Consider the following 23,817-nt stretch of genomic DNA (forward strand, 5'->3'; position numbering starts at 1 on the left):
CAGAACGAATCCAAAAAAGCCCCAAAAAGGGCTTTTTTTAATCTAATTCATGAAAAAACTGTTTGAGTTGATCAATGAAAACGGATTTGGATTTTCCCTTTTTATAGATAAACTCAATATTGATGTTGAAATTGATAGATGGATCGATTGAAATTTGTTTTAATGTTCCTTGTTTTACTTCATTTCTAACACAATGATGAGGAAGAAACGATAGTCCCATTCCTTGCAGCACCAAATTTTTTGCAGTTTCCATATGATCAACCTCAATGGAAATGTTCGGTGTGATGTTGTTTTTTTGAAATAATCGGTGGAGCATCAACCAATCAAATGACCCATAGTCAAAGAAAATAAAAGGTTGTTCTTCTAGTTCTTTCATATTGATGTTGCCATGGCTGGCGAGCGGGTGATGAGTTGGGACGAACAGCCCGATTGGATCGCTGAAAATCGGGATTGATTCAATTTGAGGATGTGTTTCAGTCCTGACAATGCCAAAGTCTACTTGGTTGTTAATCACTTTTTGGACAACATCCTTTGAATGTCCTGTTACAATTTTCACTTTCAGGTTTTCGTATTTTTCTTTTAGGGCGGGCAATATGTTAGGCAATAGATTATTGGAAATAGAGGATGCGCATCCAATCGTCAATTCATAAGGGATCATCGTTTGTTTAAGACTATGCTTTGCTTCTTGATAAGAATGGAGAATCTTTTTGGCATGAGGGTAAAACTGTTCACCTTTTTCCGTCAGAGATAATTTATTTCTCTGTCTATCAAATAATTTCAGATCTAATTCTTTTTCTAACGATTGAATACGTGCCGATACAGAAGGCTGGGTTAAATACAGTGCTTCTGCAGCTTTATTGATACTGCCTAGTTGGCATACATAAATAAACGCTTCTATATTCTCAATATTCATGTTATCCCCTTATATGACGTTCTTTAAATGTTTAGCTTTTCAAGCTCATACACTAATTTTACAGCTTCTTTCGCCAAAATGACAGTAGGGTCAATCACTTTCACAGCTTTGGTTGACCTTAGAACTAAAGGAATTTCTGTACAGCCGGCAATGATGGCTTCTGCTCCTTGATTGATTAGAATTTCTGCAGCTAACGCCAGTTCACTTTCGCCTTTACTCAATTTCCCTGCTTTCACGGCATAAATCCCATTCATCACGTTTTTCTGAAGAGTTTCACTAGGAGTCATGACATCAATCTTGTGATGGGCACAAGCCTTTTGATAGAGCTGGGTTTTTAATGTGCCATCAGTACATAGTAAGCCCACAGACGTATAGTGATGTTTGTTCAGGTGCTTTGCGGTTTCTAATGGCATATTCATGATAGGGATATGAGTGGATTGTTGTACGTTTTCTAAAAAGAAGTGAGCGGTATTGCATGCAATCAGAATAAAGTCCGCTCCTGCGCGTTCTAATCTTTTAGCTGATGCAATCATATATTCTGTAGGATCTTCGCCTTTTCCAAATATGGCATTGGTTCTATCAGGGATTTGCGGATAATTATCAGCAATCACATGGAGATGATCCTGATCTTTAATAGCTGGTGTATGAGAGATAATTTTTTTCATCAGATCAATCGTCGCTAAAGGGCCCATACCACCCATAATCCCAATCGTTGTAGACATCACTATCACCACATTTCATTTTTTTCTATTATAAAAAAAGAAAGGAGGGTGAGTGTTATAGAAAAGTTCTATTTGTATATAGAAGGTTGATCAAAAGCACCTTTTATTTTCTTCTTTATCTGTTTTGCGGTAAGAGTTGCAATCTAATCAAAAAACATTAGAATAAAGAAAAATTGATAAAGGAGCAGCCATATGAATTTCAATTTGGATGAAGCTTTAGATATGTTGAGTCGAACTCCTCGTACATTAGAAAGTCTTTTGTCAGGTTTATCGAAGGATTGGCTTCACAGTCGTGAAGGGGAGGGAACGTGGAATCCCGTTGAAGTCATTGAACATTTGATTGAAGCAGAGAAATTCAACTGGATTCCTCGATTAAATGTCATTCTTGCTGATGGAGAGAATACCCCATTTCCTGCATTTGACCGCTACGCCCATTTGAATCAAACTGAAAGACAGATAGAACAAGCACTAGCGGAGTTTCATCATGTGCGGATGGAGAATGTGGCATACATTCAGCGTATGACACATTCAAGTCTTGATCTAGAGAAAAAGGGCGTCCATCCAGAATTCGGCGTCGTGCAAGTGAGCGAATTACTTTCTGCGTGGGTTGTCCATGATTTCACCCATATCTCCCAAATTGTTCGGGTCATGGCGGAACGATATCGAACCGATGTAGGACCGTGGAGCGCCTATTTAGGGATTTTGAATAGGAAATAAATGATTAATGACGCTTCGCGGCCCACTCGGATTGAAGAATCGCATATTGATACTCATCGACCCAATGTCCTTTTGACATATAATTTTGTAGCAAATGTCCTTCGCGTCTCATGTCTAAACGTTCCAGCACTCGAATAGATTTTTCGTTTCGTACATCTGTAAAGGCAATGATTTTATGCTTGTTCAGTGTAGTGAAAATATATTCGATCATTGAATTCAAGGCTTCATGAATATAGCCCTTTCCTTGAAATTCAGGCGCGAGTGTAAATCCTATTTCAACGATTCTAGGCTCGCTGCCGAGTGTATGAATGGCGCAATCTCCTATCAGCTGATTGGATTCAGATAAGGCAATCGCATATTGAAACCACGTCCCTGGTTGATTAGGTTGTTGCGTCATTTGGTGTTGTACAAATGATTCAGCGTCTTCGTGCGTGTAGTTTTCCCAGGATTGAAATGTGGCAATAGAGGGATTTGATCGGTATTGATAAAATGCTTCAATATCCTGCTGATCAAACTGACGAATCACAACCCGGTTTGTTCTTGTAAATATGCTGTTTGCATTCTTCATGTGTTACCCTCACTTTTTAGTTTGTTCTTGATTTAAAAAAGTCTATTAGCCATTCAGATAGCTGTTTTTGCGCTTTGGTCACAAATCGATCGGCATAATACGTTAATTCAAGATGCCGAACAGGAGCAGGAGCAGAAATAGGGATAGAGACAATATTAGGCCATGCTGAATGTTGCTTTAACAGCCCTCTTGGCTGGATGGTGGCGCCGATACCGGCTTCAACCAGCTGCAATAATGAAGTGGCAGACCCAACATCCATGACCGTGTCCAATTCAAAACCGTGTTCTTTACATACGTCATCGACCAAATCTCTTCCTAGATAGCCTTTTGGATACATGACCAGTGCATGTTTTGTCAGCTCTTTTAGCGTCACTTCACGCCTTTTTGCCAGTTCACTGTCTGAATGAACAAACAATTCGTAGGGCTCATCGCCAAGTGGAATTTGAATCAGGCGTTTATCCGCAGGCCCGCGCAGCCCAATTCCGATATCGACTTTATGTGAGAGCACCTCGTCACGAACAAAGATGGTCGAAAAAGCCTTTAGGTTGATCTCTGGATACAGCGTTTTAAATTCTACAAAAAGCGGAACAAGCTGAAAGTCAAGATCAGAGGGGAGGACGGCAAGCCGAACAGTGCCCCGCTGTTCAGATAACAGTTCTTTCATAGCATTTTTGGCATCTCGTTCAGCCTGAAGCATTTTCATGCCATATTGATAAAGAAGCGTACCAGCTTCAGTTGCAACTACTTTTTTACCGATTCGGTCAAAAAGCGGCATCCCAACTTCAGCTTCAAGCAGCTGAATCTGTTGGCTTAATGTAGGCTGTGATATACCTAGTTGCTCTGCAGCCTTTGTGAAATGTAAATGATCGAATACAGCCATAAAATAGGTAATGTGACGAGTATCCATATGCCATCCTTTCATTAATGATAGTATTTTCCTATCATCATAATACGAATTATTGTATTGATCAATGAATGAAGCGGATTTATACTCATAGTAACCTCAACAAGATGAGAGAGGAAGAAGAGTATTGATAAAAAAAATATTTTATTTAGCTGCTTTATTTTTAGCTGCCTTAAACTTGCGCCCAATCATTACATCCGTAGCTTCTATGATGAGCATGATTCAATCAGACCTTGGCGTTAGTGCACTCACGGCAAGTCTTTTAACCACTTTGCCGGTCTTGTGCATGGGAGTGTTTGCCCCTGTAGCAACGAAACTAAGCCGCCGGTTTGGATTAGAGAGAACTCTTTTTTTCTCGATTTTTCTTATCACAATTGCGACTGGACTGCGTGGTACAAGTCAAACGGTTACCATCCTTCTTACGACTGCTTTTGCAGGAGGAGTTGGAATTAGTTTTGCCGGACCATTGTTGTCTAGTTTTATTAAAAAGTATTTCCCGAAAAGTCCTGGGATTGTCAGTGTGTACTCTATATCGATGACAGTTGGAGCTGCACTTGCTTCGGGCTTGACCATTCCGATTTACCTTCGCAGTGAGCATAACCTTCCACTTGCGTTATCCTGCTGGGCGGTTTTAGGCGTTATTGCACTGATTTTATGGCTCGGTCTAGCTCGTCAAAACCAACAAGCGGATCATGCAGATGTGCCGCTGAGATTACCGCTGCGAAACAAAAAAGCCATTCAATTCACCTTGTTCTTTGGCTTTATGTCTAGCATGTTCTATTCGTTAACAGCGTGGATTTCACCCATTGCGCTTGATTTTGGGAATAGTCCGCAGTATGCCGCCATGCTGCTTACGATATTTACACTCATTCAGATTCCGGTGGCATTACTCGTTCCAAACATCGTCAATCGTCTAGGAAAGCCGAAATTATTTCTGATCTTATGCAGTTTGTCAGAGCTGATTGGCCTCATATTCCTTCTATTGCCAATGCCGATCCTGCCAGCTGTTATTTTTCTAGGGATTGGAGCAGGTGGATTATTTCCTTTGGCGCTTATGTTGCCTATTATTGAAACGCGTACGCCAGAAGAAGCCGGTACATGGTCAGCGATGTCACAGATGGGCGGGTACATCATGGGAGGATTTGGTCCATTTTTAATCGGTTTGATTTTCGATATCAGCGGACATTTTCAAGCTGCTATTTTCGCAATGCTCGCCATCGTGATGCTGATGATTGGTGTTCAGTTATCTATGAAGTTAGGGGGAAAACGTGAAGAAGGATCCAGCTCATAATTTTACTCGCTGGAAGCATTTCGGTCATTATGTCTAGAGGCTGCCCTATTTAATTGGAAATTGGAGGGATTCACATGCTTATACGAGAAGCAAAAACGATCGACTATCCACAATTAAGAGACATTTATTTCGAATCCCGCCGGCAAAGTTTTCACTGGCTCCATACGGAAGAAATACATCAGCATGATTTTGATCAGGATACCCAGGAGGAACAAATTTTTTTAGTCGAGAAGAACAATAAAATCCTTGGTTTCATTTCTCTCTATGTACCAGATCGTTTTATTCATCTCTTGTTTGTCCATCCAAATGCGGCTGGTCAAGGGGCTGGAGATCTATTGCTTCAACATGCTATAGAAGTTCTAGGAACACCGGTCACCCTCAAATGAATCTCCTAAAATCACAAGGCTTTATCTTTCTATCACAAAAGAGGTTGGAAAGCAGTGGTAGAAGAAGGAGAACCGGGGGCGGAATACTGGGTTCTTGTTTATGAAGAAAGATCATTTATGTTTTAGCTCCTTTACAAGGGGCTTTTTTGCGGTTTATTTTCGGTGTCGAAAGGTTTATGAAATGATAATATATGTCATTATAGGGAAAATAGAGGGAGGAGTAGGGGTGGATGAAAAAAGTACTTTCTTCTCACGTCGGCTTGAAAATCAATGAATGGTATTATCATATTCAAAGATTTAATGTTCCTGATGCCGAGGCGTATAAAGAAGAAATCAAATCGATGCTTGATGATATGGAAGAAAATCAGGATTTATTATTATATTTCTCACTCATGGAGTTCAGACATAAATTAATGCTAGATTACTTGGATCCTTTAGAAAATGGGAAAGAACGAGCGAACTTCAGGGAACTTGCAGTGAAGATAAAAAAAGATCAAGAGAAATTAACAGGATTGCTAGAATATTACTTCAATTTTTTCTACGGCATGTATGAATTTGAGAACTACGAATACTTAAATGCGATTACCTTCTATAAGCGGGCAGAAAAAAAGTTAACCCTTGTAAGTGACGATATTGAACGTGCCGAGTTCAATTACAAAATGGCTGAAATCTATTACCACATGAAACAAACCCACATGTCCATGCACCATATCGCACAGGCGATAGAATGTTACCGAGAAAAAGATACATACACAGTTAGAGAAATTCAATGTTCTTTTGTCATTGGCTTAAACTATATCGATATGGGCTGTCCCGAAAAAGCCATTCCACATTTTGAACGCGCACTAGAACAAGTTGCCGATCACTCAACAAAAAGATTAGAAGGGTCAGCGCTCTATAATTTAGGGTTGAGCTATTTTCATCATGGTGACCTAGCACAAGCAATTATTCACTTTAATGACTCGATTCGAGCATTTAAAGAGCGGGGCTACGAGCATTTAAATCGGATTTTAGACCCTCTCGTGATGTTGTCAAAAGCCTATTTTAAAAAGAACGAACAGGATTTAGGTACGTATGCTTTGCATAGCGGAATAGAACTATCTGAAAAACTGAAAGATCATGTGCTGTTACGTATCTTTACGTTTTTAAAATCACTATACGTTGACAACAATTTTGAACAACTAGAACAAATTTCAGAATGGTTAGAGATGAAGTCCATGTATCCTGACCTTGAAGACTTAGCAAAAGATGCCGCAAAATATTATAATGAATTGGGAGATAAAGACAAGGCAATGCTGTTTTATGAAAAAATTCTTTATTTCCAAGTTCAAGTAAAGCGGGGTGACTGTCTATATGAAATTTAAAACTGTATCCATTGTATTCGTGGTGATGAGTGTGATAAGTGTTGTGAGTTATTTCACATCTGAAGTTACAGCAAGTCATGATGAAGCTAGGAGAGGTCATACAGCAAGTATCGGTTATTCTGCTTAGTAAAAGGCCCTTAAAGGGCTTTTTACTTTAAAATGGAATTTATGCAATGGATAAAGTATATTTTTCACATAAAATATACTGAGGAGGAAGTAAAATGACAATGTTAAAATCCAAATGATTTCGAAGGATTTTCATTATATTCTTTGCTTTAACCTTTATGATTAGCCTGTTAAATATGGCTGTATTTCCAGGGACGCCAGTGTCTTATTATGTTGGTCTGATTTGTAAGATGTTGTTAATCAGTTTGTTAAATGGTATGTTTTTCGGCACAATCTTCTATTTGATTGTCACCTTTCTTATCGCTAAAGATTTTAATCAAAATCAATAGTTAGCAAAGCATTCATGAATCTAACATTCTGATTGGAAGGCAGGCAGTATAAGCCGATACTAGAACAACAAAGATTCAAAAGTTCTCAAGTCTCATTTTTCATTCGCAAAACTCCACTATAAACTCATTCAAAATTTGAATTGCCAATGTTAAATTTCTCTTTCACCTTTATATCGATTCAATGTTGTTAATAATATGAGAATAGCTAGAAAAGTGTACCACATGAAAAATGATTACTAGGGGGAATCACAATTTCATGTGAGGCCTCTAAGTAAGTGAAGTAAAAAAATCTGCCCTAATAAAGGGGGCAGATTTTTTTGCATTTTTACATTATTCGTAAACATAACAAGTGCCGCTTATAACAGTGACACATTCATAAGTATTAGAGTAAGACTTACCATTCGAATCTCTAAAGAAAACGGTAACGGTTGCTACTCCACTGCTATTGTAGCCATTCCATTGATATTGATAGCCATCATACTTGTCCCTAATAGGGATTAAATTCGAAGCGGCATCAGCAGGAATTGCAGAGAACATTAAAGCACCAGTGAAGAGAGTAGCTCCCACTATTTTTTTCATTTTTCCCTTAAACATTAAAACATCTCCCTTTTCCTTATTTTTCTATTAAACCAATGTTTAACAGATGCTTATAAGAATAGCACGTCTAGTAGGAGAAAAATGTCAAAAAATGTCTAAATAAATAAAAATTCAAAAAATATACATATTTAGGAATTATTTGTTTTTGGCATGATTGAATGTTTTTTCCTAAAAATGAATAAAGATAGACTACGCATAAAAGCGAACATGGATAAAGGGATGATTAAATTGATTAGGAGGAGAAATACATGCAAAAGCTTTGCAGGGAAGTCTGGATCGAAGTCAATCTTGATGCGATAAAAAGGAATATCGAAGCGATTCAAGCGCATATTCCAAGAAAAAGTAAGATCATGGCTGTCGTGAAGGCGAATGCTTATGGACACGGTTCAGTGGAGGTAGCACGGCAGGCACTGGAAAGCGGTGCGACGGAGCTCGCAGTTGCTAGCTTAGAGGAAGGCATTGTGCTGCGAAGAGCAAAAATTGAAGCGCCGATTTTGGTTCTTGGATTTACACCGCTCGATTGTGTGAAAAGGGCCGCAGCCTGGAGAATTGATCTCTCCGGCCTTCGAGAAGACTGGATTGCTCAAGCAAATGAGATCTTAGCGGAAGAAGAAAGCCAGCGCCGGCTTGGGATTCATGTCAATGTTGACACGGGGATGGGGCGATTAGGTGTACGGACAAAGGAAGAGCTGTTAGCGGTGGTGAAGGCGCTTGAAAAGAGTGAAAACCTGAGGTGGGATGGAATATTTACGCATTTCTCCACTGCGGATGAGCCTGACCCTGATTTCACGTTGCTGCAGCACAGCATCTTCATTGATTTTCTTCGGTTTTTGAAAGAAGAAGGGATCAAACTGCCGACCGTACATATGAACAATACAGCTGCTTCGATTGCGTTTCCTGAATTTAGCGCCGATATGATCCGGCTTGGTATCGGACTTTATGGATTGTATCCCTCGCAATACATTGAAAGCTTAGACGCTGTTCAGTTAGAGCCCGCTCTCAGTTTAAAAGCAAGGATTGCGTTCGTGAAGAAAATGGTGACAAAGCCAAGAACCGTCAGCTATGGGGCAACCTATGTGGCAAAGCCTGACGAAGTCATTGCGACCATACCGATTGGTTATGCAGATGGGTACTCACGTGCTTTATCCAATCGAGGGTTTATGCTTTTCCGCGGAGAAAGAATGCCGATTGCTGGCAGAGTCACAATGGATATGACGATGATCAGCTTAGGAGAGATGAAAGCAAAGCAAGGCGAGGAAGTCGTCATTTATGGCCGTCAAAAGGGCGGAGAAATTTCTGTTGATGAAATTGCTGAAATGCTCAATACGATTAACTATGAAGTCATTGCAACATTAAGCCGCCGTGTTCCAAGGTTTTATCGTCGAGGCGGGAAGATTATTAAAATATCGACGCCGGTGATATATGTGTGAAAGTAAGGACGGCATGAAAGTCCAAAAATCCCCCTTTATATGGAAAGGGGGATTTTGAGTTTCATGTCTTATTTCGGCTTAAGCTCGATACTCTTTATCTAAAATAAGAATTGGTTTAATCGTAGATCCATTTTTAGAATCTTCAAAAGCTTGTTCAATCTCTTCTAATTCGTAGAATTTTGCTAGTTTCTCAACTGGGAATTGTCCATTTTTAAAGAACTTGACTAGTTTAGGAATGAATAGTTGAGGAACGGCATCGCCTTCTATCACACCTTTTAACGTGAGCGCATTGAGCATGAGATCATTTGTGACATTAAACGTTAAATCGCGTTTTCCTACTGCTACTGTTGCACAAGTTCCTTTGACACGCAGGCAGTGAAGGGCAGCTAGCGTGACTTCTGGTACTCCAGTTGTTTCAAATGAGTAATGTGCCCCTTTTCCTTCTGTGATTTCCTTCACTTTTTCAGCTGGGTTCTCATGTTTACTGTTGATGACATGTGTTGCACCTAATTCTTTTGCTAGCTCAAGGCGGCTATCATGGATATCAACGGCAATAATCGGATCACAGCCTGCAATTTTTGCTGCCATTAACCCACTTAAACCAACAGCGCCTGTACCGAACACAACAAAGCTTGTACCTGGAGCTGGAGCAAGTGAATTTAAGACAGTACCGCTCCCAGTCATTAAGCCGCAACCGAATGGTCCTAAATAACGTAAATCAGTTTCTTTGTCTACTTTCACCACATTTTTCTCATCAACCGTTGCATATGTACCAAATGACGATTGACCAAAAAATTGTGATACATCTTGATGATCATGTGTATGGATAGGCGTTTCATTATGTTTATTACGACCAGAAAAATTCAGTGGAATCATGTTTTCACATCCACCAGCGTTCCCGTCAAGACAATTATGGCAATGACCGCAATAAGCGAAACCAAGTACAACGTGGTCTCCTTCTTGAACGGTTGTGACATTAGAACCTGCTTTTACGACAATGCCAGAGCCTTCATGTCCTAATAAAGCAGGACGTGGGACAGGAAGCGTGCCATCTAATACTGTGGCATCCGTATGACAAACGCCAGATGCAACGATTTTGACAAGCACTTCATCTGCTTTTGGATCATCTAGTAATAGTGTTTGTTTCTCGAAATCTTTTTCATTTGTTGTGACCATCGCTTGAATTTCCATATCATGTGCCCTCACTTTTTGTATAGTATGATATTCTGAAGAAAGGTTAGATCAAAAGTCACAAAAAATTCATTTCTTTATGACTAAGTTGATTGTAGGACGAAAGATTTTCCGTTTCAATCAGCAAAAAATCTTTTTTGTATAGGTTTTCAACACAAATAAATTTATGTATCTCTAATCAACATTTATTAAAAAGTGTCTAAAGGAGGGGCCCATGATCAAAAAAGAGGATCGCCGTGTTGAGCGAACAAAAGAAACACTTCGTCAAACATTCAAAATACTAGTAAAAGAAAAAGGATATTCGCACGTAAAAGTGAAGGATATTGTGGAAAAGGCAAACTATAATCGGACGACGTTTTATGTGCATTATGAAAGTAAAGATGAATTAGCAGCAGATGTTATTCACCGGGAAATGGTAGATTTCGAATATGAATTTTGTAAGCCGACTCGTGAAAATCCACTGTTGGATTTAACTCGCATGAAACCAGAGGGCACCGATGTATTTCAATATATCGTTGAAAATCGCGACTATTATGATTTATTAGTGATGGAAGACCGAATTCCCCACATACAAGAACAATTGCTTAAGAAAATACAATATATTTTCCAAAATAGAATGTCATTTGTGAGTGATCAGTATGCAGAAATCAACGACAGTTATTTTGTCCAGTATCGTTCATACGGCATCTTTGGTTTTATCATTGAATGGATCAGAAATGACTACAATGCATCTCCCTCAGAAATGGCACGACGTATTATCAATTTATTATATATTCAATCCTCACTCATGATTCAGTTGAAAAATGAAGAAGCGATTATGAAAAGGTAATGTCCTATAAAATTGATATATGTAGAAAGATATTAATAGAAATAAGAGCGTCCTAAATTTATGACAGGCACAACGGTAAAAATTAAATTTTATTACAAATATGTCGATAAAAGGAGGGGGATTTAAGAGATGGAGGAAAGAAACGATGAAAAAAGGATTATTTTTAGTGCTTTTGACCATTTTTATGATGGTCACAATTCATCCGTTAAAAACTCATGCAGCTGAGAGACAAATGGTTGGACGAAGCGAGCGGACTTACCGGAAGAGCGTATCGGAGCAAGTGTAGGTGTAGTTGACGGAAAAATATATGTATTCGGTGGAGCTAGCCAGCAGTCTAAGTTCAATGATTCAACATATATGTATGATCCTAAAACTGATTCGTGGACAGAAAAATCAGTTATGCCTAGGTCAAGAACAGGTGCTGCTTATGCGACAGTAGATAAAAAAATCTATGTCATTGGCGGTCTCTATGAAACGACTAAAACAGTTCATAGAACTATGGATGTTTATGATACAGAACTTGACCAATGGACAGAAGAACCGATTAAGATGCCTGATAAATTTATATATACATCCTATACAACAGGTGCCTTACGAGCTGTTACAGTTGGAGAAAAGATTTATATCTTATCCTCTTTATCATCCTATAAAGAAAATTTTTATTCCTATGATACGGTAAGTGGAGAGTGGGAATCTTTAGATAGTTCCCTATTAGTGAATCACCAAGGTAGAAGTATTTCAGAAATAAATGGGAAAATATATATTGCTGGTGGTGAGGCTAATGTTAGCCGAGGGAAAGATAAAGACATTTTAGAATATGATAGGTCGCAAGGGAAGTGGCAACGCTTAAAGGATGTTCAATTAAATTCTTTTGCCTATGAAGCTGCATTTGCGACATATAATCATAAATGATTTATCATTGGTGGACAGCAAATTGGAGATAGATCTAGCAAATTATTAAAACAAGTTCAAATATTTGATCCAAAAACTAGTCAAGTTAAAGATTCTTTATATGAAATCCCTGAAGGTAGAGTTGGATCTGTGGCAGTTATTGCTGATGATCAATTATATGTTATTGGTGGAAGAGACTATGCTGAATCAATTGGTAGTCATTCTGTCAAAAACAATTTTAAATCTGTTATCTCTATTCCATTAAAAGATCTGCAAAAAGTGTCAACGGATCAGGAGGAAACAAAACCAGATGATGGTACAACCGAAGAGCCGAAAGATCAGGATGGGACAAATCCAGGTGATGGCACAACAGAAGAACCGAAAGATCAGGACGGGACAAATCCAGGTGATGGCACAACAGAAGAGCCAAAAGATCAGGACGGAACAAAACCTGGTGATGGGTCAACCGAAGAGCCAAAAGATCAGGACGGAACAAAACCTGGTGATGGGTCAACCGAAGAACCGAAAGATCAGGATGGAACAAAGCCAGGGGAAGAATCAACAAAAGGTATACTTTCAATTACTATGATAAACGGACTGCAAAAGGATTATCTGCTCTCAATGAAAGAAATCAACAATTTTCTTAACTGGTACAAAGAAAGAAGCTTTGGAATTGGGATGAACTTTTATGAGATCAATGATGAACACAATAAAGGACCTTTCACAAGTAAGAAAGATTACGTGGTGTACCAAAATATCTTAATGTTTGATATCAAGCAATATTGATAAAATGAAAGCTGCTGATAATAGATTAGCAGCTTTTTATATTTTGTATTATTGTTAAAAATAGGATGAACATCATAAAAAAACAAGATATTTTTTTAAAAATCTGCTAAACATCCCATAACCACGTCCGATAATAGAATTGTCAGGGTTGATAAGCCCTAGAATAAAGGACTTTTTTCAGACAAGGACGTCTGTCAGGTCCCACATACATGGAGGTAATAGGAAATGAGAATTAACCACAATATCGCAGCACTTAACACATTAAACCGTTTGTCTGCAAACAACGGTGCGAGCCAAAAGAACATGGAGAAACTTTCTTCTGGTCTTAAAATCAACCGTGCAGGAGATGACGCAGCAGGTCTTGCAATCTCTGAAAAAATGCGTGGACAAATCCGCGGATTAGAAATGGCTTCTAAAAACGCACAAGACGGTATCTCTCTTATCCAAATCGCTGAAGGTGCATTGACTGAAACTCACTCAATCCTTCAACGTGTACGTGAGCTTGTTGTTCAAGCTGGAAACACTGGTACACAAGATGATACAGATCTTGGTGCAATTCAAGAAGAAATTAATAACCTTGTCCAAGAAATTGGTAACGGATCTAACAAGAATGGTATCTCTGACCGTACAGAATTTAACGGTAAAAAATTGTTGAATGGCGATTTCGCTGACGGTACAGCTACTCTAACTTTCCAAATTGGTGCAAACAAAGCACAAAAATTAGATGTTAACATCGAAGCAATGTCTTCTGATGCTCTAGGTGCTACTGATGCATCTGGCGCACTTGTAACTGGTCAAGCTGTATCTGACCTTGATGTAACACAATTTACTGCTGCTACACCAACTCTTACATTTGATCAACAATTAGACATCGTTGATGGCGCTATTAAACAAGTTTCAGATCAACGTTCTAAACTTGGAGCAGTCCAAAACCGTCTAGAGCACACAATCAACAACCTTGGTGCTTCTGGTGAAAACTTAACAGCTGCTGAGTCTCGTATCCGTGACGTTGACATGGCGAAAGAAATGAGTGAGTTCACGAAGAACAATATTCTTTCTCAAGCGTCTCAAGCAATGCTTGCACAAGCGAACCAACAGCCACAAAACGTACTTCAATTACTACGTTAATGAAAGGCCCCTTGATGGGGCTTTTTTTTATGCTCTTTTTTCTTCGTTTTTTCTCCTCCTCCTTACTTATGATTCTTAAATCCCTCTGATAAATCATGAAAAATGACCTTTAAATTTGGCATACTCTAGCGAAACGATCATAATGAATAAGACTTTTTCCTTATTTATTCCTTTTTTGTTAAACATATTCCATTAAAGTTCGATAAATGGATTGTAAGGCTTACAAAAAAATTCTAATTTAGAACTTTTGGACATGGATGTCTAATGGGTTCAAACACATGGAGGTCATTTAATATGAGAATTAACCACAATATCGCAGCACTTAACACACTGAACCGTTTGTCTGCAAATAATGGAGCAGGGCAAAAGAACATGGAGAAGCTTTCTTCTGGTCTTCGTATCAACCGTGCAGGAGATGACGCAGCAGGTCTTGCGATCTCTGAAAAAATGCGTGGACAAATCCGGGGGTTAGAAATGGCGTCTAAAAACGCACAAGATGGTATTTCTCTTATTCAAACAGCTGAAGGTGCATTAACTGAAACACATGCGATTCTTCAACGTATGCGTGAATTGACAGTTCAAGCGGGTAACGTAGGTACACAGCAGACTGAGGATTTAACGGCGATTCAAGATGAGATTAAAGCACTTGTTGAAGAGATTGATGGTATCTCAAGCCGCACAGCATTTAACGGAAAGAACCTTTTAAATGGAGATGTTACAGACGGATTCCAATTCCAAATTGGTGCGAACAAGGAACAACATATTATTGTTGAAATTGGTAAAATGGATGCAGAAACATTAACAGTTAAAGATATTGATGTAAGTGTTGATGGCTTCAATTTCGATACTGAAATTGAAAAAATCGATGCGGCAATCGGAGCTGTATCTAAACAACGTTCATCACTTGGTGCAGTCCAAAACCGTCTAGAGCACACAATCAACAACCTTAGCGCTTCTGCTGAAAACTTAACAGCTGCTGAGTCTCGTATTCGTGACGTTGATATGGCGAAAGAAATGAGTGAGTTCACAAAGAACAACATTCTTTCTCAAGCTTCTCAAGCTATGCTTGCACAAGCGAACCAACAGCCACAAAACGTACTTCAATTATTACGTTAATTAAAAGCCCCCGTTGAGGGGCTTTTTTTATGTTAGTTTGATTTTAGCAATTGATGTAATTGAAAGTCTGGAACAGCTTCATAGAAGAAAGCTCGATTTAATTCATCATTCTTTTGATCCCACCTATGCCACCAGTTGCCGACCTCACCAGTGGAGTCAGCTTGAATCATGTCTTGCAGCTGCTCTAGGTTGATGATTTTTCTCGGTTCTATTAAGAATGAATGCATACGATGATACGCCTCAAGGCATTTAGGTTGTTTTGTTTGAACGGCATATTGTACATAATAATTGAAAAATTCTTGTACAAATGTCAGATGGGGAATGGGGGTTCCTTTTAACTCGACGCCTTCCCATGCCATATCCGCAATTGCACAAAGCCACCAGCCAAGCTCATTGGCGTGCTGCATTTGTTGTAAGGTATGCCGTTCAAAAGAAATAAGCCCATCTTCTTGTGCTTGTTTGAGCATACGCTCAAGTGTCTGTGCCTCAAGAGCTGCCTTTGTCATTCCCTGACCATGTATTGGATCTAATGTGCATAAGGCATCACCCATGACCAATAAGCCGCTTGGCCAATCTTCCATTTGTTCATAGTGGTTTCTGACACAAGCCGGAACTCTAAATCCTTTTGGTTCCGTATAGGGAATTAAATGAGTGATGGCTTCTGCTATCGAGGGATTGGTCAGCCTAGCGGTCTCTGCATCAAACTGATCAGCGTCCGTTGTTGGATAATGAGAGCCGCCAGCTGCTGAGAGAAGAACCGCTACTAAATCATGATCTACTCGTTCAAACAGTCCTGTTGGAATTTTCTTATTTGGCTGTCCAACGATGACCATTGGTTCCAGATTCGGTGCCTCAGGTGGTATTTGGTAGTATCTTGTGCTATAGCCAAGAGACACGATTAGCTCATCTGTCTGCGGCAAGGTTCGTCCTGCGCTTTTCAGCCATTTTGGCAATTTAGACATTCTTCCAGACGTATCAATCACTAAGTTTGCTTTCAATTGGTGAATGATTCCAGGCTTTATCCTCCGATCTTTGACCTGTAATCCACTCACTTGAGTCGTTTCTTCTTCAAAAAGAAGAGCGATCGCTTCATGTTTTTCTAAAAATTGAACACGTTCCTCACGTAACATTCTTTGCATCAGCACCCACTCTAGCATGGCACGTCGTGTGACAGCTGTTTCTTCAGTATCGGTGAGTACTAACTCGCCATCTTTTGTCATAAATCGAGATGTCTGATGCCATGTGTTGTACCCGCCCATTTCGAGTAATTCTTTTGTATAACCAGGAAATAGACGTTCCACTATTTGTTTGCCTAGTGGCAGCATTCTATGTGGATGAAAAGCTTGAGGCGTGCCAAGACGATTCTCAGGAGCGTCTGGCAATTCGTCCTTTTCAATAATCAATACTTCAAGGTAAAAACTTGATAAAACCTTTGCAGCGAGCATTCCCGTTATTCCGCCTCCGATGACGATCGCCCGCTCATACTTCATGGGTTGTGTCACAACATGCGCCTCCAGTGAATATATCAAATGGTTACATGACCATTTCATCATATATTGATTTTCTAAGTATAGCAAATTCTCGTTTTTTTGAATATAGAAAGGAATTGGCATACTTTTTACTCGTAAATATGAAAAAAACTTCAATCATGATCATTATTTTTAAAAAATAATGATCAAATTTAAGAGGAATGACCGATAAATACATTAAGGGGGTAGAGAAAATGGATATACTACAGAGTATTGTAACCGCAGCACCTTATATGATGAAGATTTTAAAAGATGAAGTGACGATGGGGGTCATTGATCGAGAAAAATTCTTGCTGTATTTGCCATCAAAAGATGTGGATTTTCAAATACGGACAGGAGATCCCATTAAACCAGATGATCAGAATATGAAAAATGCGCTTAGAGGCGAAACATCAAGTACATTTGTACCTGAATCGGTGTATGGGACGCCTTTAAATGCAATGGGATTGCCGATTTTCGATGAAAATCAACAAGTCATTGGTGCAATCGCTTTAGGTTTTCCACTTAAAAATCAAATAGAACTTGAGGCGTATATGGAGTCATTGAACGACATCATTCAAAGTATTCAAGAAAAAGTACATGTGGTGGCGGCTCATTCAGAAGAGCTCTCTGCGACAAGTGAGGAAATGACATTCCAAACACAGCAAACACTTGAAAGCTCGAAAAAAACTTCAGATATTACAAAAATGATCAAAGGTATCTCTAAGCAAACGAGTTTGCTAGGGTTGAATGCTTCAATTGAAGCGGCCAGGGCAGGGAAAGAGGGAGCGGGTTTTAGTGTGGTAGCGAGCGAGGTTCAAAAGCTCTCAAGCGAAACCTCACGTGCAACAGAAAACATAGAAAGCTCATTGCAAGGGATTTCCTCTAATATACATACGTTACTTGAGAGTATGGGCCATATGAAAGGGTCATCTTCAGAACAGGCTTTATTAGTGACGGAGTTTAGTGAAATTGTAGACAGGTTGACGACGGTTAGCAAAGAAATGAAAGAATTTATGCAAAAGGTGATGTCAACGTAAAAAACGAATCCAAAAAGGGTTCGTTTTTTTGCTGGCTCGTTATTTTCTATTTTTCTGATCAAAGCGATAATCGTATGTTTCACCTTTGACCACATTTAAAAACTCATGTCCAATTTGAACGAGCTGTGCATTTTCCCATTTGATCAGAGGATCTTTATCAGGGTACTTCCAGTAGATTGTTTTTTTGTGATGGGTGAGTTTGTTTTCAATTTCTGCTCTGACCGCATTCTCTTTTAGCTTTCCTCCGCTATGTCGATATGTGTTAATGGTATAGGTTCCATCAGGTGATGATATCGAGCGGATGAATGTCCCGTGAGACACGCCTTGAAGAGAGAAGCATTTCCAGTAAATAATTCCGGCGAAGCTAAGACATAAGATGGCAAGGATGATGGTGGTTTTCTTTTTAAACATGAATTCCTCCAGGTGTAGATCGCAATATTCTAATATATGAGAGAGATTACAAAAAGATTCATATAGTCCAAAAGTTCTATTCATTTCAATTATCGGTCATTTTTTCTCAACATTCAACAGTTAGCCCGTAAAGATAAGGAAAATTTAAGGATGCATTCAGATCACACTGGTTATTCGAAAACACTTTACAAAAGAATTTGCGATCAGTAGACTTATGCTCATATAGAGAAATGGGGCAGATGGAATGAATCAAATCATAGATACGTATCAAAATTATGAAGAGCTTTCCGCTCATGAAAGAAAAGGGATCGACTATCAGATTCTTCATCAGCGGAAAGGGGATCAGCTTCTCGTCCTGTCACCTCATGCGGGAGGAATTGAATCTGGCGTGAGCGAGCTGGTCCATGAAGTAGCAACCGATTATTCTATGTATTTATTCGAGGGCCTTAAAGTGAAAGGCAATCATGTTCTTCATATTACGAGCACACGTTTTGATGAGCCGATTTGTCTTTCTCAAGTGCATACACATCATTATACGTTTGCACTCCACGGCTATGGAGAAACAGACGTCCTACAAACTTTAGTTGGCGGTACCGACAGGGAAAAAGCTGCTGAAACAGTGAAGTATCTCACACAAAATGGCTTCCATGCCTTACTTTTATCTGAATCGGATCAATTTGCTGGAACACATCCTCAAAATATTAATAATCAATGCCTCACAGGAAAAAGTGTTCAAATTGAAATTAGCCAAGCTCAGAGAAGAGCTTTCTTTCAAGACTTTAGGCGGAGCCGTAGGCGTGATACACAAACCGAACAATTTTATCAATACACAAATGTACTGAAACAAGTGTTAAGCCTTTATGAATAAACTTCTGACGTCACGTGTGTTGACGCTTTTGTTTGATATTTAGCTTCATTTTCTGCGACCTTGCTGGCTCTCATTAAATAAGAAGTGAATTCTTTTTGAAATTGAATGCCGGCTCTTCGCTGTTCAAATAGAGCAAGCCGTTTTTCAGCAAAAGTCCGAGTGACATGAAATGTTTGAGCAATATGCAAAATGGCTTGCTGCCTAAGGTTTGGGAGCGTCATTTGCAGCAGCATAAAAGTCGGAACACAAAAGTGATACATGAATTGTTTTGCTTGAAACTCTTGCAGTTCTCGAAAGAGCTTGTGCATGTTAAAGTGGTTGCCTGTATGCTTTAGCACATGACAAAGCTCGTGGGCGAAATCCTGCCACTGTTCTTCTGACGATAAGGCTCTGTTTAAAATAATACTGTAAAGACCTTGATGTTTGATCATCATGCTGCCAGTATCCTCGTAGTGTACCCATACATGAAATTCAGCGGCGATCCTATGCATGTCTACATAGGCAGGACCGCTTATTTGCAGTTGAGTGTATAACCGTTTAATATCTTCTTCTAAATGGGTTAAAAAATAAGTCATGTCAAAACCTCCATACAAACGTATGTTCTATTTTTGCCGTAAAAGAAAAGTCCATATAGGACTAAATGGCTAATAAAGCTATCGCTTACTTTTTATATCGGCTTGTTTTTAACAATTTTAACATAAAATTAAAGAAAATTGGAAGTTTTTCCTGTTTTTTATTCTAATTTTTTATTTTTTACAAAGATAAAACGGCGATTGAATTCAAATTTTACCATAGTCTTATGACGAAAACAAACAAATTTGTCTTACGTTTGCCACCGATTGATGAGCAAGATCAAACATCAATTTAACAAAAAGGAGTGCAAAACATGGTACAAATTTATCAAGATTTTATTCCAGTTGGAAACGGAAATCGGCCAGGATATGCTATGACGCCGCTTTATGTAACTGTGCATAACACAGCCAATACATCTAAGGGAGCTGACGCAAAAAGTCACGCGGCATATGTCAAACGCTCAACAACAGAGGTAAGCTGGCACTTTACAGTGGATGACAAGGAAATTTTTCAGCATCTCCCTTTAAATGAAAATGGATGGCATGCTGGGGATGGACATGGAGATGGCAACCGAAAATCAATTGGCATTGAAATTTGTGAAAATGAGGATGGAAACTTTCAACAAGCTGTCAAACATGCCCAGTGGCTTATTCAAAAGCTTTTAAAAGAACATGGCATTCCATTAGCAAATGTGGTGACGCATCAGCATTGGTCAGGAAAAACATGTCCACGTCTGCTACTAGCTACATGGGATGAATTTAAAAGAGGAATTGAGACTGCAGGTGATCCGGAAACGGTTATCACATATGTGGTGAAAAGCGGGGATACGCTAACGAGTATTGCCAAAGCCCATGGTGTCACAGTGAGTGATTTACAGACATGGAATCAGATTAGTGACCCGAACATGATTCGAGTTGGACAAGTTCTCAAGATTTATCATGCAGAAGAAAAGCTCAGTTATGAACTGCCGGATGGGGTGTTAAAGGTGACATCACCTCTGACAAAAGGGGAGCATGTACGTCTCGTCCAAAAAGCGCTTGCTGCTGTGTATTTTTATCCTGACAAAACAGCTGTAGATAAGGGCATTGATGGCGTTTATGGGGAAAAAACAGCCAATGCCGTCGCGCGATTTCAACTGATGAATGGTCTAACAAGTGATGGAGTATACGGTCCTAAAACAAAAGTGAAGTTGCTTCAACTATTAAATCAGTGAGTCTTTCTTTTTGGCCGCTTGAATGACGGCTACACTTTTTTCGTGTAATCGGCAGACATAAGGGGATGGCTTAAATTCAGCAAACTGAACATACCTCAATTGTTTAAGTTTCTTTTTCATATTGGCACCTCAATCGTTGCAGCAGTTGGTTTTATTGTATGCAAGTAGATGTGAAAACGGAAGTAGGACGCGGATGAAGTTCCGCGTCCTTTAGTGTAATCAAGCTTTTTTATTTTTATACTCATCTAGGAGCTGTTCATTCTTTTTGAAAATACGCTCCGTATGGGGACTTACTTTGTAATCAGCCATACTAATATGGCGCTTTTTCTTTAAAATCTTAAATGGGTTTTTCTTGCGATTGTTATTATCCCCTTGAAGTGCGTGTTCCATCTTCATCACCTTCCTCTTCGTCAGGCAAGATTAGGTCATAAATCGTTGTAAGTGAAGTCATTAATAAATAGTCGAATTCAGTGACAATTTCCTCAGAGGTCAGCTTAATCACAAAGTGTGCATTCGCTACTGAAAACGGGATGAGAACCAATTTGCCGAAATCATCGTAATACACTTCCTGCCTGTCAAGCTTTGCTTGAATGAGCGCTCTCTGATCAAGTGTCCGCAGCAGGTCATCTTTTTGCTCCTGCGTATCATAAGGACAATGAACTGCTTGAATATTCATTTTTTCTGCAAAAGAATAGATCAGTCGTTCAATTCCCTCTATATATGCTTCTATACTTCCATAATATACATGGATCGGTTCGTTTTTCAATAGGTATTGGTACGTTTTTAGTTTATTGAGGTAAGAATGAAGTAGGTCGTTATTTTGTTCTAGGAGTTGATGGGTGTCGGTTTCAAGTTCATGATTTCCGAGTTTTTTAATATAGGAGCTGAGGAAAATAAAGGCATCAGTTAATGCGAAAAAAACAGCAATAATCAGGTAGTGCATCCAATCGGTGAAGATTGAAGCAGGGTCATTTGTCCAGTACACAACAGCACCCGCTACATAAATCCAATACCACGTTTTACGAATCGCAAACATCTTTTCTTTTACTTTTTGTTCAAAGCGCCATACCGCAAATACATATACAGCCAGAGCACCTAGCAATAACCAAACAGTCAATTGAAAAAATAATAGCATGTTCTTCTCTCCCATAGACAGATGGATACTTATTTATTTCTATGGATATGATTGGAAACCCTGCTTCATGAAAAAATGGCTTGCAGAAAAAGAGCATTTGAGGATGCAAACAAATAAAAAAAGACCTGTTAGACAGGTCTTTGATATTAAAGAATCGCATTTAACACAAAGTATATAAGTGCCCCTAGAGTTCCCGAAATCGGTAATGTGATCACCCAAGTGACAAGCATACGTTTTGCCGTACCCCAGTTGACTCCTTTTACTCTATGTGCAGATCCTACACCTAGAATAGAAGATGAGATCACGTGAGTGGTACTAACCGGTAAGTGAATAAATGTTGCACCGAAGATAATAGCTGCACCCGTTAAGTCTGCAGATACTCCGTTTACTGGACGAATCTTCATGATTTTACCGCCGACTGTTTTAATAATCTTCCAGCCGCCAATAGACGTACCTAGTCCCATTGCAAGCGCACAAGAGAATTGTACCCAGAAAGGAATGTCGTCTGTTGTATGCAAATTACCTGCAATTAAAGCCATCGTAATAATTCCCATCGCTTTTTGCGCATCGTTTGTTCCGTGGGTATACGATTGCAGTGCAGCCGTTAAAATTTGAACACGTCGGAATTGTTTATTTGTTTTTGCGAGATTGTTGTTTCGGAATATAATTTTGATAATGGTATACACGATATATCCCAAAACAAAAGCCAGGATAGGTGAAAGCAATAGTGCTTGAATGATTTTAATGAATCCCGAATAGTTTAAAGCGCCAAAACCAGCGGAGGCAATAACAGCTCCTGCAATTGACCCGATCAGTGCGTGTGAAGAACTACTCGGAATCCCGTAATACCAAGTAAGCAAGTTCCAAGTAATGGCTGCAATTAAAGCAGCCAAAATGACGACAGATCCGTTTTGAAGTGTAAAAGGATCTGCGATGTCTTTTGTAATGGACTTTGCCACACCTGTAAATGTCATTGCTCCTAAGAAGTTCATAAACGCTGCCATAATAATAGCATGTCTTGGCTTTAACGCCTTTGTTGAAACTGAAGTAGCAATGGCATTTGCTGTATCGTGGAATCCGTTAATGAAATCAAAAGCAAGTGCACAAATGACAATAAGTATGGTAAGGATGAGTAATGTATCCATGTTTAACTAACCCCGTTACGCATTCTTCATAATGATTGTTTCTAGATTGTTGGCAACACTTTGACAGGAATCTGCGATTTCTTCAAGTGTTTCGTAAATTTCTTTGTATTGAATGACCTTAATTGGGTCTGTTTCTTTTCCAAACAAGTTCTTTAGTGATTTGCGGTGAAGATTGTCACAATTATGCTCAATCTCTTTAATTTTGATTGCGTGCGGATGAATATCTTTCAAGCGATTATCAGCCAGTAATTCAATAGTCGTTAAAATTTCTTTCGCACATTCTCTGATGTAGTGGCTGAATTTGTCGATATGTTCGTCAGAGCTTGTAATTGAATAAATTTCTAAAGTTGCTGAAAAATGCTCAATGCCGTCTAAAACATCGTCGAGGCTATTCGTCAATTGAAGAATGTCTTCACGTTCAATCGGTGTAATAAAGGCTTTGTTCAGCTCTTTAATCATGGTATGAACATGATTATCACCTTTTGTCTCATATTCCTTCAATGTGTCAGAAAATTCTTTCAGAGTGGTTTGATTTGTTACTTTATAGCTAACAAAATACTCAGCAGTTTCATCTAAATTTTTAGCAATTTCCGTTAACAAGACGGAAAACTTGTCTTTTTTCCTTTTTAACATGTA

At 39.1% G+C, this 23,817-nt stretch carries 24 protein-coding genes and 2 pseudogenes; 12 read left to right on the forward strand and 14 right to left on the reverse strand.

What is annotated here, in order from left to right; all coding sequences use genetic code 11:
- Nucleotides 1-37: 37 nt before the first annotated feature.
- Both NST73_RS06045 and NST73_RS06050 read right to left on the reverse strand, forming a co-directional pair.
- On the reverse strand, nt 38-913 hold the full coding sequence (locus tag NST73_RS06045) for a LysR family transcriptional regulator (protein WP_008348346.1): 876 nt from the start codon (nt 911-913) through the stop codon (nt 38-40).
- Between the two features lie 23 nt (nt 914-936).
- Nucleotides 937-1,635 carry an amino acid racemase gene (locus tag NST73_RS06050; RefSeq protein WP_047945578.1) on the reverse strand — a complete coding sequence of 233 codons (699 nt, stop codon included), beginning with the start codon at nt 1,633-1,635 and terminating at the stop codon, nt 937-939.
- A gap of 192 nt (nt 1,636-1,827) precedes the next feature.
- Here NST73_RS06050 and NST73_RS06055 point away from each other — a divergent pair, with 192 nt between their 5' ends.
- Nucleotides 1,828-2,352 (forward strand): DinB family protein, encoded by a 525-nt coding sequence (locus NST73_RS06055; protein WP_079919373.1) that lies wholly within the window; start codon nt 1,828-1,830, stop codon nt 2,350-2,352.
- A 4-nt stretch (nt 2,353-2,356) separates the two neighbouring features.
- On the opposite strand, the gene NST73_RS06060 is transcribed toward NST73_RS06055, so the two are convergent.
- Nucleotides 2,357-2,920 (reverse strand): GNAT family protein, encoded by a 564-nt coding sequence (locus NST73_RS06060; protein ID WP_035700391.1) that lies wholly within the window; start codon nt 2,918-2,920, stop codon nt 2,357-2,359.
- 16 nt (nt 2,921-2,936) lie between these two features.
- Nucleotides 2,937-3,842, reverse strand: a complete 906-nt coding sequence (locus tag NST73_RS06065) for a LysR family transcriptional regulator (protein ID WP_019743043.1) — start codon at nt 3,840-3,842, stop codon at nt 2,937-2,939.
- Nucleotides 3,843-3,954: 112 nt separating this feature from the next.
- On the opposite strand from NST73_RS06065, the gene NST73_RS06070 reads away from it, so the two are divergent.
- The 3 genes and pseudogenes from NST73_RS06070 to NST73_RS06080 all read left to right on the forward strand — a co-directional run bounded on the left by NST73_RS06070 (nt 3,955) and on the right by NST73_RS06080 (nt 6,865).
- Nucleotides 3,955-5,115, forward strand: a complete 1,161-nt coding sequence (locus NST73_RS06070; protein WP_327861973.1) for an MFS transporter — start codon at nt 3,955-3,957, stop codon at nt 5,113-5,115.
- Nucleotides 5,116-5,189: 74 nt separating this feature from the next.
- A pseudogene (locus NST73_RS06075) lies at nt 5,190-5,627 on the forward strand (GNAT family N-acetyltransferase).
- A 104-nt stretch (nt 5,628-5,731) separates the two neighbouring features.
- Nucleotides 5,732-6,865 (forward strand): tetratricopeptide repeat protein, encoded by a 1,134-nt coding sequence (locus NST73_RS06080; RefSeq protein WP_096881305.1) that lies wholly within the window; start codon nt 5,732-5,734, stop codon nt 6,863-6,865.
- A 785-nt stretch (nt 6,866-7,650) separates the two neighbouring features.
- Here the strand turns inward: NST73_RS06080 and NST73_RS06085 are convergent.
- Nucleotides 7,651-7,914 carry a hypothetical protein gene (locus NST73_RS06085; RefSeq protein ID WP_024720168.1) on the reverse strand — a complete coding sequence of 88 codons (264 nt, stop codon included), beginning with the start codon at nt 7,912-7,914 and terminating at the stop codon, nt 7,651-7,653.
- Nucleotides 7,915-8,165: 251 nt separating this feature from the next.
- Here NST73_RS06085 and alr point away from each other — a divergent pair, with 251 nt between their 5' ends.
- Nucleotides 8,166-9,347 (forward strand): alanine racemase, encoded by a 1,182-nt coding sequence (gene alr, locus NST73_RS06090; protein WP_342499462.1) that lies wholly within the window; start codon nt 8,166-8,168, stop codon nt 9,345-9,347.
- Between the two features lie 78 nt (nt 9,348-9,425).
- On the opposite strand, the gene NST73_RS06095 is transcribed toward alr, so the two are convergent.
- Complete coding sequence (locus tag NST73_RS06095) at nt 9,426-10,538, reverse strand: NAD(P)-dependent alcohol dehydrogenase (RefSeq protein WP_007498906.1); 1,113 nt, start codon at nt 10,536-10,538, stop codon at nt 9,426-9,428.
- Nucleotides 10,539-10,752: 214 nt separating this feature from the next.
- On the opposite strand from NST73_RS06095, the gene NST73_RS06100 reads away from it, so the two are divergent.
- From NST73_RS06100 to hag (NST73_RS06115), 4 genes and pseudogenes are all read left to right on the forward strand, one after another.
- Nucleotides 10,753-11,367 carry a TetR/AcrR family transcriptional regulator gene (locus tag NST73_RS06100; RefSeq protein WP_159159569.1) on the forward strand — a complete coding sequence of 205 codons (615 nt, stop codon included), beginning with the start codon at nt 10,753-10,755 and terminating at the stop codon, nt 11,365-11,367.
- Between the two features lie 145 nt (nt 11,368-11,512).
- Nucleotides 11,513-13,044: pseudogene (locus tag NST73_RS06105) on the forward strand (kelch repeat-containing protein).
- A gap of 225 nt (nt 13,045-13,269) precedes the next feature.
- Entirely contained in the window at nt 13,270-14,172 is a 903-nt protein-coding gene (gene hag / locus NST73_RS06110; protein ID WP_058337454.1) for a flagellin Hag, read from the forward strand.
- A gap of 294 nt (nt 14,173-14,466) precedes the next feature.
- Complete coding sequence (gene hag / locus NST73_RS06115) at nt 14,467-15,288, forward strand: flagellin Hag (RefSeq protein WP_024719584.1); 822 nt, start codon at nt 14,467-14,469, stop codon at nt 15,286-15,288.
- Nucleotides 15,289-15,320: 32 nt separating this feature from the next.
- Here hag (NST73_RS06115) and NST73_RS06120 read toward each other — a convergent pair whose 3' ends face one another.
- Nucleotides 15,321-16,790, reverse strand: coding sequence for an FAD-dependent monooxygenase (locus NST73_RS06120; RefSeq protein ID WP_342499463.1), 1,470 nt, complete (start codon nt 16,788-16,790; stop codon nt 15,321-15,323).
- Between the two features lie 221 nt (nt 16,791-17,011).
- Here NST73_RS06120 and NST73_RS06125 point away from each other — a divergent pair, with 221 nt between their 5' ends.
- Complete coding sequence (locus NST73_RS06125) at nt 17,012-17,836, forward strand: methyl-accepting chemotaxis protein (RefSeq protein WP_019743472.1); 825 nt, start codon at nt 17,012-17,014, stop codon at nt 17,834-17,836.
- 39 nt (nt 17,837-17,875) lie between these two features.
- On the opposite strand, the gene NST73_RS06130 is transcribed toward NST73_RS06125, so the two are convergent.
- Nucleotides 17,876-18,247 (reverse strand): DUF5412 domain-containing protein, encoded by a 372-nt coding sequence (locus NST73_RS06130; protein WP_017359605.1) that lies wholly within the window; start codon nt 18,245-18,247, stop codon nt 17,876-17,878.
- A gap of 244 nt (nt 18,248-18,491) precedes the next feature.
- Here NST73_RS06130 and NST73_RS06135 point away from each other — a divergent pair, with 244 nt between their 5' ends.
- Nucleotides 18,492-19,115 (forward strand): poly-gamma-glutamate hydrolase family protein, encoded by a 624-nt coding sequence (locus NST73_RS06135; protein ID WP_024719586.1) that lies wholly within the window; start codon nt 18,492-18,494, stop codon nt 19,113-19,115.
- Here NST73_RS06135 and NST73_RS06140 read toward each other — a convergent pair.
- Complete coding sequence (locus NST73_RS06140; RefSeq protein WP_342499464.1) at nt 19,106-19,690, reverse strand: ImmA/IrrE family metallo-endopeptidase; 585 nt, start codon at nt 19,688-19,690, stop codon at nt 19,106-19,108. The two genes, NST73_RS06135 and NST73_RS06140, sit on opposite strands and share 10 nt — an antisense overlap.
- A 311-nt stretch (nt 19,691-20,001) precedes the next feature.
- Between NST73_RS06140 and NST73_RS06145 the strand changes: the two genes are divergently transcribed.
- Nucleotides 20,002-20,901: an N-acetylmuramoyl-L-alanine amidase gene (locus NST73_RS06145; protein ID WP_017359601.1), complete on the forward strand. Its 900-nt coding sequence runs from the start codon at nt 20,002-20,004 to the stop codon at nt 20,899-20,901.
- On the opposite strand, the gene NST73_RS06150 is transcribed toward NST73_RS06145, so the two are convergent.
- From NST73_RS06150 to NST73_RS06170, 5 genes are all read right to left on the reverse strand, one after another.
- Entirely contained in the window at nt 20,890-21,021 is a 132-nt protein-coding gene (locus NST73_RS06150) for a hypothetical protein (protein ID WP_256734188.1), read from the reverse strand. The genes NST73_RS06145 and NST73_RS06150 overlap by 12 nt on opposite strands.
- A gap of 99 nt (nt 21,022-21,120) precedes the next feature.
- Complete coding sequence (locus NST73_RS06155; RefSeq protein WP_008346289.1) at nt 21,121-21,297, reverse strand: type II toxin-antitoxin system SpoIISB family antitoxin; 177 nt, start codon at nt 21,295-21,297, stop codon at nt 21,121-21,123.
- Entirely contained in the window at nt 21,266-22,036 is a 771-nt protein-coding gene (locus NST73_RS06160; RefSeq protein ID WP_342499465.1) for a type II toxin-antitoxin system SpoIISA family toxin, read from the reverse strand. Before NST73_RS06160 ends, NST73_RS06155 begins: the two co-directional genes overlap by 32 nt.
- A 146-nt stretch (nt 22,037-22,182) precedes the next feature.
- Entirely contained in the window at nt 22,183-23,181 is a 999-nt protein-coding gene (locus tag NST73_RS06165; protein WP_017359158.1) for an inorganic phosphate transporter, read from the reverse strand.
- Between the two features lie 15 nt (nt 23,182-23,196).
- Complete coding sequence (locus tag NST73_RS06170; protein ID WP_017359157.1) at nt 23,197-23,814, reverse strand: DUF47 domain-containing protein; 618 nt, start codon at nt 23,812-23,814, stop codon at nt 23,197-23,199.
- Nucleotides 23,815-23,817 lie beyond the last annotated feature (3 nt).

The organism is Bacillus sp. FSL W7-1034, from assembly GCF_038593365.1.
In the GTDB taxonomy this organism is placed as follows: Bacteria; Bacillota; Bacilli; order Bacillales; family Bacillaceae; genus Bacillus; species Bacillus altitudinis.

Coding starts and splice junctions, on each gene's coding strand:
- NST73_RS06145 (WP_017359601.1), top strand. CDS start 20,002: ATGGTACAAATTTATCAAGATTTTATTCCAGTTGGAAACGGAAATCGG.
- NST73_RS06045 (WP_008348346.1), bottom strand. CDS start 913: ATGAATATTGAGAATATAGAAGCGTTTATTTATGTATGCCAACTAGGC.
- NST73_RS06065 (WP_019743043.1), bottom strand. CDS start 3,842: ATGAAAGGATGGCATATGGATACTCGTCACATTACCTATTTTATGGCT.
- NST73_RS06100 (WP_159159569.1), top strand. CDS start 10,753: ATGATCAAAAAAGAGGATCGCCGTGTTGAGCGAACAAAAGAAACACTT.
- NST73_RS06060 (WP_035700391.1), bottom strand. CDS start 2,920: ATGAAGAATGCAAACAGCATATTTACAAGAACAAACCGGGTTGTGATT.
- NST73_RS06080 (WP_096881305.1), top strand. CDS start 5,732: ATGAAAAAAGTACTTTCTTCTCACGTCGGCTTGAAAATCAATGAATGG.
- NST73_RS06135 (WP_024719586.1), top strand. CDS start 18,492: ATGAATCAAATCATAGATACGTATCAAAATTATGAAGAGCTTTCCGCT.
- NST73_RS06085 (WP_024720168.1), bottom strand. CDS start 7,914: ATGTTTAAGGGAAAAATGAAAAAAATAGTGGGAGCTACTCTCTTCACT.
- NST73_RS06155 (WP_008346289.1), bottom strand. CDS start 21,297: ATGAAGATGGAACACGCACTTCAAGGGGATAATAACAATCGCAAGAAA.
- alr (WP_342499462.1), top strand. CDS start 8,166: ATGCAAAAGCTTTGCAGGGAAGTCTGGATCGAAGTCAATCTTGATGCG.
- NST73_RS06050 (WP_047945578.1), bottom strand. CDS start 1,635: ATGTCTACAACGATTGGGATTATGGGTGGTATGGGCCCTTTAGCGACG.
- NST73_RS06150 (WP_256734188.1), bottom strand. CDS start 21,021: ATGAAAAAGAAACTTAAACAATTGAGGTATGTTCAGTTTGCTGAATTT.
- NST73_RS06125 (WP_019743472.1), top strand. CDS start 17,012: ATGGATATACTACAGAGTATTGTAACCGCAGCACCTTATATGATGAAG.
- NST73_RS06165 (WP_017359158.1), bottom strand. CDS start 23,181: ATGGATACATTACTCATCCTTACCATACTTATTGTCATTTGTGCACTT.
- NST73_RS06170 (WP_017359157.1), bottom strand. CDS start 23,814: ATGTTAAAAAGGAAAAAAGACAAGTTTTCCGTCTTGTTAACGGAAATT.
- NST73_RS06160 (WP_342499465.1), bottom strand. CDS start 22,036: ATGCTATTATTTTTTCAATTGACTGTTTGGTTATTGCTAGGTGCTCTG.
- NST73_RS06055 (WP_079919373.1), top strand. CDS start 1,828: ATGAATTTCAATTTGGATGAAGCTTTAGATATGTTGAGTCGAACTCCT.
- NST73_RS06130 (WP_017359605.1), bottom strand. CDS start 18,247: ATGTTTAAAAAGAAAACCACCATCATCCTTGCCATCTTATGTCTTAGC.
- hag (WP_024719584.1), top strand. CDS start 14,467: ATGAGAATTAACCACAATATCGCAGCACTTAACACACTGAACCGTTTG.
- hag (WP_058337454.1), top strand. CDS start 13,270: ATGAGAATTAACCACAATATCGCAGCACTTAACACATTAAACCGTTTG.
- NST73_RS06095 (WP_007498906.1), bottom strand. CDS start 10,538: ATGGAAATTCAAGCGATGGTCACAACAAATGAAAAAGATTTCGAGAAA.
- NST73_RS06140 (WP_342499464.1), bottom strand. CDS start 19,690: ATGACTTATTTTTTAACCCATTTAGAAGAAGATATTAAACGGTTATAC.